Genomic DNA, 9,977 nt, shown 5'->3' with positions numbered 1-9,977 from the left:
CTCTCCCCCTCTCCCCCTCTCCTATGTGCAATTCCACCATTGCCCAAACGGGGGTATTGCGAGTCAGATCGAGATTGTCCCCGGGATCGGAGCGAGTCACGCCTAAAGCAGTACCTGTTTTGAGTACAGACACTTGTTCGATCGGAATTTCTGCAGTTACTTGCGGTTCCAGTAAATCGACTGATACGCTATATACAGAATGATTGCCCCCACGCAAGCACCGCAAAGCTGCAAGTGCTGCTGCACACGCAAATACTGGCAGTGTATACCCGGATAAAGGTTGAGTTTTTGTCACGGTCTAATCCAAACATCCGTAAATTGGTCAGCGATCGACATCACGCATTAGCAGTGATACCCCTCAAACATTTAAGCTTATTTCTATGTTTTGCTAGAATCCGCACAGACCGTGATTTTTGTCAAGCGACAATTTTGTCGTACCACCAACAAACTGATTCCAGGAATTAAGTACAAATACTGAAAAAAAAATTAAAAAACCAGATGGTGATAGCTACCTTCGACACACCTTGCATCCTTTTTCCCCCCATCTACCCTCTACTGAGTACACTTGTGGTGGCAATTTGCCAGGGGGAAAAAAGATGAAGACTGCCACTACCCTCACGCCTGCACTTGTTTCCGATTCAACCGCTCAACTCGCAAGCGCAACCACCCCATGCAACACGATGGTTTTGCAACCCAAGGGCTGTCTCGGCGGCATCGCCGTCCTAGATTTCCAAATTAATTTGGAGCAAGCTTTGGAAAGGGCCACCCTGAGAGTAGTCGTGGATCTGCAGCAAGTCAATGATGTCGCCCCAGAGGGAATTGCCGCGCTTGCCCGAGGCTTGGAGTTAGCAGCTATACTCGGCAAGTCGATCGTCTTTCATGCTATGGATTTAGCTAGTTCTAAAGATTTGAGAGCCGAGTGGAGGAGTTCCCGCGAAATTTGTTTTGGCCCTTGGGGCGACTTATTCGATCGGGAATTCGACCAATTTTTCGCAGGCGAAATGCTGCGATCGCTTCCTTGTTAAGGAATGAGAATTAAATAACTTGCAATCTTTATTGTTCTTGTGGGATGGGCGGGAGAGCCCGTCCCACAAACTTGTCTAAATTATTTAATTCACGATCCTAAGCCCTAAAACCTAGTTTTTGCCATCAGCAAATTAATATCTCCCAAGAGGTTGATGCTCTAGGGAGGATTTGCCATATATATTGATCGGAATTACCCGGAAGTGCCAGTCTAGCTTGCAAGCTAAAATCTTGAAGTCGCGGCTGGCTTTATCTTGCCAGGTTAGCTCAGCAATTGGCAGCAGCAAGATTAAATTTTACTGACGCGGGGGCGTCAATACAATTTAATCGCCAGCTAGTCCCAAACCGTTACAAAACAAAAATTGTACAAATCTCAAATCTCCAATCTCAAATTATCTGACTATGGTTGAACCAGTTGCAGAGTTAAACGAGCCTCTATCTCTTCAGACTCCACAAATACTAGAAAACACAATATTTCAGCTCGTTTTACCTCGAAAAACAGCTCTCAAAATTTCTAAAAAAGACATTCGCTCAACCCTCAAAGCCTCAACTATAGACGGCACTTTGGCCACTGTCTTCGACTCGGCGACCGGCGGCGTGCTCCTGACCAACTTTTTGCTGCAACTCGGGGCCAGCAGCGTGGAAATCGGTATATTATCTGCGATTCCGATGGTGGTGAATTTCCTGCAACCATTAGGAGCTTACATCGCCGATCGCACAACCAGCCGCCACTGGTACAACCTAGCGATATTCGGCGTATCGCGGCTGCTGTGGCTGGTGCTCGTGGTGGCAATTATTTGGGGCCGGCACTACACAAACTCCCACGAACTGCGGCAGTGGACGCTGGCCACTGTCCTAGCAGCTAGCGTGCTGGGAGCTTTTGCCAGCGCTAACTGGTTTAGTTGGATGACCGCCGTGGTTCCTCACCGCTTGCGGGGACGCTATTTTGGCTTTCGCAACAGTGCTACGAGCTCGATTAGTTTGCTGGGAGTGCCGTTGATGGGATGGTGCGTGTCAACTTGGGGTGCCGATCGAATTTCGGGCTACGGTATGGTTTTATTTGTGGGTGTTTTGGCTGGAATCATTAGTTTGGGGTATCAATTCTTGATGGTGGATGTGAATCCGCAGGCATACCGCACAGATGCAAATACCGATCGACTTACAGAGAAAACAGAAAAGCAATTAACAGATTTTGTACCTTCTGTGCTGAAAGATTCTAATTTCTTAATGTTTATTCTTTACTTTAGCGTGTGGACGTTTGCAGTTAATCTCAGCGCACCTTTTTTTAATATCTACCTGCTCAAAGATTTAAGCTTGGATGTGAGTTTGGTCACGATTTACAGCAGCTTGAGTTCCGCAGCAAATCTACTGCTGCTGATGTTTTGGGGCAAGTTGGCCGATCGCTGGGGAAATCGCCCCCTGCTAATTGCAGTTGGGCTGGTGGTAGCGGTAACGCCTTTGCTGTGGTTGGGTACGGGCAATTACCCGTTTGCGGTGTGGGTGTGGCTGCCGCTGCTGCATTTGTTGGGGGGAACGAGTTTAGGGGCGATCGGGCTATTTACTAACAATATTCAAATGGAGATAGCGCCGATCGACCAACCTTCAACTTATTTTGCGATCGCCGCAGCAGTTTCGGGAGTAGCTGGGGCTTTAGGAACTACCGCCGGAGGCTTTCTTGCCGAACTTCCCGGCATGAATTTGGGGGTAGTGTTTGCCCTCTCGGCTGCCGTGCGGTTGGTGGGCCTGCTGCCTTTGATTTTGGTGCGAGAACCTCGCAGTTTGTCACTGCGCGAGATCCTACCCACCTTTCTACTGTTCAAATTCAACCGGGGCTAGAAACTGTAACTTGAACGCTAAACACAACCGAAAATCGAGCATTTTCTCTGAACCAAACCTACGATTTCACACCCTGAAAAGTTTAAGTTAAGAAATATAAATAAAATTGACATTTTAATACAGCCAACTAGACTAGATGGTCTTTTCAGACTACTATTCTGACAATCGACAAAGCTAAAAATTGCCAGCAAAATATTCATTTCCAGCAATCAACTATCGGCGATCGCACTCAGGCGATCAAAAAACGGGAATTGGCAATCTCAAGTAAGCAATTATGACAGCTCGCTATCAAATCTCAGATTCAAGGAGAGAAGATGAAACGTCTGATCGTTTGCTGTGATGGAACTTGGCAACAACTAAATAGTAGTTACCCAAGTAATGTGATAAAACTTGCCCAAGCAGTGAAATCGAGCGGCAGTGACGGGCTTGGGCAGATCGTGTTTTATGACGAGGGAGTTGGATCTGATAGTAACAAGATTTTGGGCGGAGCCACTGGACTCGGAATCGATCGAAACATACAAGATGCCTATCGTTTTCTTAGTCTCAACTATGAAAAGGGTGACGAAATCTATCTATTCGGGTTCAGTCGCGGCGCTTACACAGTCAGGAGTCTAACCGGGATGATTTATTGCTCCGGTCTCTTATCCCGCCCTCATATTACCAGAGCATCAGAAGCTTACGAGCTTTACCGCAACCGAGGCATTAAACCAAAGGATAAGGTAGCAGCCGATTACCGCGAAGATTACGGCGATCGCGTTCCGATTACCTTGCTCGGTTGTTTCGACACCGTTGGAGCCCTTGGTATTCCTGTTCTACCCGCCTTCAAGAAGTATGACGAACAGCTCAAGAAAAGGTACAGATTCCACGACACCACTTTAAATAAGTCGATTCAAAATGCGTTGCACGCCGTGGCGATCGACGAAATTCGCGAAATCTTTGATGTTACCCCTATGAAGAAAAATCCTGATGCCGAGAACCAGCGGGTTATTCAAGTTTGGTTTCCAGGCTCGCATATCTGCATCGGCGGTGGAACGGAAGAATACAGCGGTTTATCAGATGCCGCCTTACAGTGGATGTTGGATTCAATCAGTGCCCTTGGATTGGGACTGGAATTCGATCCCAGTGTCATTCCCACAGGTATCAATCCCAATTATCAGATTGACTTTAAAAACGATCCTGGGTTCTTCAAATTGGCAGGAATCAAGTTCCGCGAGGTAGGCGATGCTATTGAGGAGCTTCACGAAAGCGCGATCGAGCGATTGAAAAAACGCCAAGACTATCGGCCTAAGAATCTGCAAAAAATTCTCTCCAAAGTAATTGAAAATCTAGAAAAGTGATAGAACTTTATCAAGCTCTCAGAACCGAACATAAGAAAACGGGATCATCTACAACAATCGAAAGGAAAAGCAATCATGACAAGAGATACATCAAAAGATGGATTGAGCAACAAAGCTTTAGCATATACGTTGACTCATTTCAAACCAATTTGGAATTTAGTTCAAAGTTACGAGCCTCTGAAACGTAAACTAAACAAATTTTTTCTCAATAGTATCATTTACAAACTTCCGACTCGCCCGCTGCCCTATAGCTTAATGGGCTTAGATCCCAAAATTCCAGGAACAGATATTCCCAAGAAAACTGATACCTATATCTCTTGGGATTCACTTACAGACAAAACTTATACTGGGCGACACTTACCTCCCGACCCCGAATTTAACAAAGAAGGGAATTTACCATCACTGGACAAAGTAAAGACCTTATTCCAAAAAAGAGACGGAAAAACCATTTATTCGGAAAAATCGACTCTGCTCTTTCCCTATTGGGTGCAGTGGTTTACAGATAGTTTTTTGCGGATCGACCAGCAAAACCGCTTCAAAAATACCTCCAACCATCAGATTGATCTGTGTAATGTTTACGGGTTGACCCGCAAACAAACAAATATGCTCAGAGCTTTCAAAAACGGTAAATTTAAAACTCAAAAACTCAAACGCCAAGATGGCGTAGAAGAAGACTATCCACTCTTTTATTATGCCGATCCAGAGCAGGGTATTATCGATCCTCAATTTGAAGGTCTTCATGAACCCCTTAATGATGAAAAAAGACAAACCCCCGAAAAGAAAGGCAAGCTATTTGCAATGGGAGTTGAACGGGCAAACGTCCAAATTGGCTATGTCATGCTCAACACTTTATGTATTAGGGAACATAATCGAATTTGTGATGTTTTGTCCAAAAGCTATCCGGAATGGGACGATGAGAGGCTCTTCCAAACCGCGAGAAATATTCTCATGGTGATTGTTCTCAATATCATTATGGAAGAGTACATTTTCCACATTACACCCTATAATTTTAGGTTCTTTGCCGATCCAGAAGCTTTTACCCAGGAAAGTTGGTATCGAGAAAATTGGATGGCGATTGAGTTTAGTTTTGTCTATCGCTGGCATAGTGCGGTGCCCGAAACCTTTATCTATGACGGCAAAGAAAAATCCATGTACGATTCCCTCTGGAATAATCAGATGTTAATCGATAAAGGGTTGGGTGCATTGATGGAAGAAAGTTGTTCCCAACCAGGCACTAGAATTGGTTTGTTTAACACACCTGATTTTAAGATCGCAGGAACACCCTATACATTTATTGATGCTACCGAACTAGCATCTGTTAAACTCGGACGGCAGGCGCAGTTAGCCAGTTATAACGATTACCGCGAAATGTGTGGTTATCCCCGGGTGACTGATTTCAATCAAATTACGGGTGACGAATACGCTCAACAGAAATTAAAAGAGTTGTACGGTCATGTTGATCAGATTGAATTATTTGTCGGATTGTACGCTGAAGATGTCCGGAAAAATTCAGCAATTCCACCTTTAGTAGCACGGATAATTGGCATTGATGCTTTCTCCCAAGCTTTAACTAATCCTTTGTTATCGCCTAAAGTCTTCAATAAGGAAACTTTTTCTGAGGTTGGTTGGGAAATTATCCAAAATACCAAAACAGTCTCTGATTTAGTGAATCGTAATGTTCCTCTAAGCGATCGCAATTACAAAGTTTCCTTCGATCTTTAAGTTGTAGCTGACAACTAAGACTCAAAGTAGTTGGGGGCGCAAAGACACCTGCGCCCTCAAAAATGAGGAAGAAAAAGGCGATTTTTTCGCGAGCGATCGGCTAGGGCAATTCCGGAGCAATTGCACCAGCAGTTATGCAGTTATACTGTTTAACAAATGCAAGGGTTTGTGTAGAGCATTTTTTAGCGATTAACCGAAGGTTATGATGTTATGAACAAGAAGTTATTTACCGAATATCCGGAACAGGACGAACTCAAATACTACGATCTTTTGGTTGAGCAGGCGAAGCTTCGGATGGATAATCTTTACGGGGATAAGGAGCGGGCGCTGCGAGATACTCACGCCAAAACTCATGCGTGCGTTAAAGGAACTCTGGAAATTTTTGACTTTGATGAGGAAGCGATTAAACGGGAATTGGGCAAACGCGCTTCGTTAACTGCTTCGCAACTGAATGCAATTTCTCTTAAGCAAGGTTTGCTAGCAAAACCCAAAGAATATCCTGTTTGGTTGCGATTTGCTAACGGGGCTACCAAAGTATATCCTGATTACCAAAAAGATTCGCGCTCAATTTCATTGAAAGTGATGGGGGTGGAAGGGGAACGACTCGCGCAAAGCCACGAGTCAAAAACCCAGGACATTATTGTTCACAATTCAGAGATATTTGTGAGCCAAACCATCAAAGATTACTACGGCTTTTTTTCTGCTCTGGTTGAATCACCAGAGACATTGAAAAAGTGGCTAATACGACATCCCAGGCACTTTTTAGCTGTCTCGGCGCTTACGGGTAGCCGGACTCCGAAGAGTTTGCTAACTGCAAAATATTGGAGCGGTTCACCCTCTGCTTTGGGGCTCAATCCCGATTTCGATCCGTCCCAACCTGGTGTAGTTCCTGTCGAATATCCGGCTGTAATTAAGTATGGGTTTACTCCGGTTTCATGCGAACCACCGCACGAGATCATTCGAGAACAATCTCGATCGGGAATTCCTAAATTTCCCTTTGTCGATCGCGCTAAAGCCTTGGGTTTAGATCCCAATAAACCAGACAATTATTACCGGGACGATCTAATTCAAGCTTTGGCGAAACCTGATGCCCAATACTGGTGGGATTTTGGCATCCAGTTTCAAACCAGCGTAAAAATGCCGATCGACGATGGCATCAATGTCTGGAAGGAAAAGGAATCACCCTTCTTGAGAGTAGGTCGTCTCACTGTCAAGCATCAGATTATTGATTATGAAAAACAATCCGATTTCAACGAAAACCTGAGATATTCTCCTTGGAACGGCTTAGCAGTTCATCGTCCAGTAGGTGCGATCAATCGGATACGCGGTGTTGTTTACCCGGTTGTAGCGAATTATCGGCTTCAAAAGCGAGGTATTGTCCACCAAGAACCAACCGGAGAAGAAACATTTTAAGGGAATAATTTGAGGCTGGGACATCATTATAATGCTATTAGCCCGGTCTCGTCTGAGCAAATGACAACTCAAGGAAGTTAACCAGCGAAACCTTCAAAAAATCCCATCCCTTTTTAGGGGGTGGGAATGTTGAAAATTATTAATTCTTAGTTCTCAGTCCTCAGTCGTCAGTTTTGTCTCACTAGAAATTGATTAATCCCCGTAGGGACACGGCATTACCCATTGGTGTCCACTTAGCGGTCAAACCCAGTCACAGAATGCTGTTTGACTATTAATCCTAGATCCCCCCTAGCCCGCCTTAAGAAGGGGGGGATAAGAGTCCGATCAAAGTCCCCCTTCTTAAGGGGGATTTAGGGGGATCTAGACTAGGCTATAAACGAGAGATACAAAGGTTTTTAGGCGATTGTTGACACGCCTTGGGCAATGCCGTGTCCCTACTTTATAAACCTGGAATACGCTGTAATAATTCCACCTTCAACCAACTGATGACTAATGACCAATGACTGATGACTAATAACTTAGGCTTGACGCGAGTAGTATTCCACCACTAGCAGTTCATTAATCTGAAGAGCAATCCATTCGCGTTCAATAACGCCATTAACTTTGCCAATGAGTTTTTGCTTATCAAATTCCAAGTGATTGGGTAAGTGAGCCAAGCCTGGGTCTTTGAGATTAGCTTCTACCATTGTGCGCGATCGCTCTCTATTTTTCACCGCAACCACATCACCAGGCTTGCACTGATAGCTGGCGATATTGACTTCACGATCGTTAACAGTAATGTGACCGTGATTTACCAATTGCCTAGCGGACGGAATGGTTGGAGCCATTCCCATCCGAAACACAGTATTGTCCAAGCGCATTTCCAAAAATTGCAGTAACACTTGACCTGTGGAGCCGGTGACACGGCGGGCTTTGCGGACGTAACGGAGCAATTGGCGTTCCGTCACACCGTAATTGAAACGGAGTTTTTGCTTTTCTTGCAAGCGAACCGCATACTCAGAGAGCTTTTTGCGGTTTTGACCGTGCTGTCCGGGCGGATAGTCCCGTCTGGGGGTTTTGCGGGTTAAACCGGGCAACTCTTTCAGGCGACGGACGATTCTTAATCGGGGGCCTCGATATCGAGACATTTATTTTCCTCTCTAATCTCTGTATGCAATTTTATGCAGACTCTATATTATATGTTTGTAACGGTGAAAATTCCCACAAATATCAATAAAAAGATCGATCGACCGCAGCGATCGGTAATGTGGGGTAAATTCTCAGAAGAACAGCCATCGCTCGATCGGCCCAATCCGCCAAAAAACTCACAACTCGCTCAGCCATGCACAAGCGCAATTTTTTCGTCCATCCTTCCCCAAAGCCCGCACCGACAAGCTCAAGCTTTACCGGGCGCTGGATCTTGGCTCTCGGCACCGGGCTAGCAGCACTCGGTTTGTTAGCTAGTGCACTGCCAATCTCACCAGCATCAGCCATCACTATTAGATTCCCTCGCACCAGGAACGTTTATCGCGTCTGCGCTTTGGAGCTAATCGAAGCCGGAGTGGGGGCAGAGGCAGCAGCCGGAGCTTGTGCCGACGCTCTCCATCCCCGCGACATATCTAAATGCGCCCTCCAAATCAACCGCAAAACCAATATTTCTGGTATAGAAGCGCTTTCTAGCTGTCGGCGGGTGAGACGTCCCGACGAATTGGCTACTTGCGTAGTGAATATTAACAGCAAAACTAAAACTCAACCTGCTGCTCCTCTGTTAGTGCTTGATGGGTGCCGCCGCAGTTTATTACCGCAACAGTTTGCTGAATGCGTCGTCGGCTTGAGCGGCAGGCTCGATTTTCCTACTGACAGGTTACTGGCAACTTGTCTCGATCCCAGGGACAGAGTGAGCCAGTTGGACGGACGCCCTGCACCGACCCCTCCTGTGGAGCTAATACCACCGCCTTCGCGACTCAATTAATCACTGTTGGCAGTTGTTAGTTGTTAGTTGTTGGTTGTTAGTTGTTGGTTGTTAGTTGTTGGTTGTTAGTTGTTAGTTGTTAGTTGTTAGTTGTTGGTTGTTGGTTGTTAGTCAACAGCCAACAGTCAACAGCCAACAGCCAACAGTCAACTGTCAACAGCCAACAGTCAACTGTCAACAGCCAACAGTCAACTGTCAACAGTCAACAGTCAACAGCCAACAGTCAACTGACTACTTTTTTATAATCAAATGTCAGAAATTTTTGCTCAAATTACAGTCGAAGAATTAGGTCGCCAATTAGCAGAAACCAATGCTGAGAAATTGCAGCTTGTAGACGTGCGGGAACCCAACGAAATTGAGCTGGCTGCGCTGCCAGGATTTATAGCTTTTCCGCTGAGCGAGTTTGCCCAATGGTCGGGTGAAATTGACGATCGACTCGATCGCGATACAGAAACCCTAGTGCTGTGCCACCACGGAGTGCGATCGGCTCAAATGTGCCAGTGGTTGACCGATCGAGGATTTACCAACGTTAAAAATATCGTTGGCGGCATCGATGCTTACTCGATGCTGGTCGATCGAACAATCCCCCGCTATTAATATCAAATCCAGTTTTCAGCTATCGTGTTTTTTGAGATCGTGTTCGGTCAATTACCTTAATAAAAATTGGTTCGATCGTTCGGAATGCGAGTCCTCGG

Annotated in this window: 11 protein-coding genes; 8 read left to right on the top strand and 3 right to left on the bottom strand. The window is 45.5% G+C overall.

The genetic code is table 11. The features are described from left to right. A partial coding sequence (locus tag IQ270_RS24510) for a cobalt-precorrin-5B (C(1))-methyltransferase (RefSeq protein WP_193975789.1) occupies window positions 1-295 on the bottom strand: 295 nt, incomplete at its 3' end. 301 nt (window positions 296-596) lie between these two features. On the opposite strand from IQ270_RS24510, the gene IQ270_RS24505 reads away from it, so the two are divergent. The 5 genes from IQ270_RS24505 (at window position 597) to IQ270_RS24485 (ending at window position 7,331) form a co-directional block, all read left to right on the top strand. Continuing rightward, the gene (locus IQ270_RS24505) at window positions 597-1,025 is read left to right on the top strand and encodes a hypothetical protein (RefSeq protein ID WP_193975788.1); all 429 of its coding nucleotides are present in this window, start codon (window positions 597-599) and stop codon (window positions 1,023-1,025) included. A 400-nt stretch (window positions 1,026-1,425) separates the two neighbouring features. Continuing rightward, window positions 1,426-2,859: an MFS transporter gene (locus tag IQ270_RS24500; RefSeq protein ID WP_193975787.1), complete on the top strand. Its 1,434-nt coding sequence runs from the start codon at window positions 1,426-1,428 to the stop codon at window positions 2,857-2,859. A 314-nt stretch (window positions 2,860-3,173) separates the two neighbouring features. After that, window positions 3,174-4,196: a DUF2235 domain-containing protein gene (locus IQ270_RS24495; RefSeq protein ID WP_193975786.1), complete on the top strand. Its 1,023-nt coding sequence runs from the start codon at window positions 3,174-3,176 to the stop codon at window positions 4,194-4,196. A gap of 75 nt (window positions 4,197-4,271) precedes the next feature. Next, on the top strand, window positions 4,272-5,918 hold the full coding sequence (locus tag IQ270_RS24490; protein WP_193975785.1) for a peroxidase family protein: 1,647 nt from the start codon (window positions 4,272-4,274) through the stop codon (window positions 5,916-5,918). 210 nt (window positions 5,919-6,128) lie between these two features. Then, a complete protein-coding gene (locus tag IQ270_RS24485) occupies window positions 6,129-7,331 on the top strand; it encodes a catalase (RefSeq protein ID WP_193975784.1) in 1,203 nt (400 codons plus the stop codon). A 518-nt stretch (window positions 7,332-7,849) separates the two neighbouring features. On the opposite strand, the gene rpsD is transcribed toward IQ270_RS24485, so the two are convergent. Both rpsD and IQ270_RS31425 read right to left on the bottom strand, forming a co-directional pair. After that, window positions 7,850-8,458 carry a 30S ribosomal protein S4 gene (gene rpsD / locus IQ270_RS24480; RefSeq protein WP_193975783.1) on the bottom strand — a complete coding sequence of 203 codons (609 nt, stop codon included), beginning with the start codon at window positions 8,456-8,458 and terminating at the stop codon, window positions 7,850-7,852. Window positions 8,459-8,540: 82 nt separating this feature from the next. Then, entirely contained in the window at window positions 8,541-8,804 is a 264-nt protein-coding gene (locus IQ270_RS31425; protein ID WP_228056657.1) for a hypothetical protein, read from the bottom strand. Between the two features lie 46 nt (window positions 8,805-8,850). On the opposite strand from IQ270_RS31425, the gene IQ270_RS24475 reads away from it, so the two are divergent. The 3 genes from IQ270_RS24475 (at window position 8,851) to IQ270_RS24470 (ending at window position 9,879) form a co-directional block, all read left to right on the top strand. Then, window positions 8,851-9,282 (top strand): hypothetical protein, encoded by a 432-nt coding sequence (locus IQ270_RS24475; RefSeq protein ID WP_228056656.1) that lies wholly within the window; start codon window positions 8,851-8,853, stop codon window positions 9,280-9,282. Between the two features lie 83 nt (window positions 9,283-9,365). Continuing rightward, window positions 9,366-9,527: a hypothetical protein gene (locus IQ270_RS31420; protein WP_228056655.1), complete on the top strand. Its 162-nt coding sequence runs from the start codon at window positions 9,366-9,368 to the stop codon at window positions 9,525-9,527. A 4-nt stretch (window positions 9,528-9,531) separates the two neighbouring features. Next, a complete protein-coding gene (locus tag IQ270_RS24470) occupies window positions 9,532-9,879 on the top strand; it encodes a rhodanese-like domain-containing protein (protein ID WP_193975781.1) in 348 nt (115 codons plus the stop codon). The last annotated feature ends 98 nt before the right edge of the window (window positions 9,880-9,977 follow it).

It is taken from the genome of Microcoleus sp. LEGE 07076 (assembly GCF_015207455.1).
Lineage (GTDB): Bacteria > Cyanobacteriota > Cyanobacteriia > Cyanobacteriales > Microcoleaceae > Microcoleus.
Note: the sequence above shows the minus strand (reverse complement) of the source record. Positions and strands in the feature narration are given on the sequence as shown.

What these genes read in the sequence shown, in the direction of transcription:
- IQ270_RS24495 (WP_193975786.1), top strand. Translation starts at nt 3,174, where the DNA reads ATGAAACGTCTGATCGTTTGCTGTGATGGAACTTGGCAACAACTAAAT.
- IQ270_RS31425 (WP_228056657.1), bottom strand. Translation starts at nt 8,804, where the DNA reads ATGGCTGATGCTGGTGAGATTGGCAGTGCACTAGCTAACAAACCGAGT.
- IQ270_RS24485 (WP_193975784.1), top strand. Translation starts at nt 6,129, where the DNA reads ATGAACAAGAAGTTATTTACCGAATATCCGGAACAGGACGAACTCAAA.
- IQ270_RS24490 (WP_193975785.1), top strand. Translation starts at nt 4,272, where the DNA reads ATGACAAGAGATACATCAAAAGATGGATTGAGCAACAAAGCTTTAGCA.
- rpsD (WP_193975783.1), bottom strand. Translation starts at nt 8,458, where the DNA reads ATGTCTCGATATCGAGGCCCCCGATTAAGAATCGTCCGTCGCCTGAAA.
- IQ270_RS24470 (WP_193975781.1), top strand. Translation starts at nt 9,532, where the DNA reads ATGTCAGAAATTTTTGCTCAAATTACAGTCGAAGAATTAGGTCGCCAA.
- IQ270_RS24505 (WP_193975788.1), top strand. Translation starts at nt 597, where the DNA reads ATGAAGACTGCCACTACCCTCACGCCTGCACTTGTTTCCGATTCAACC.
- IQ270_RS24500 (WP_193975787.1), top strand. Translation starts at nt 1,426, where the DNA reads ATGGTTGAACCAGTTGCAGAGTTAAACGAGCCTCTATCTCTTCAGACT.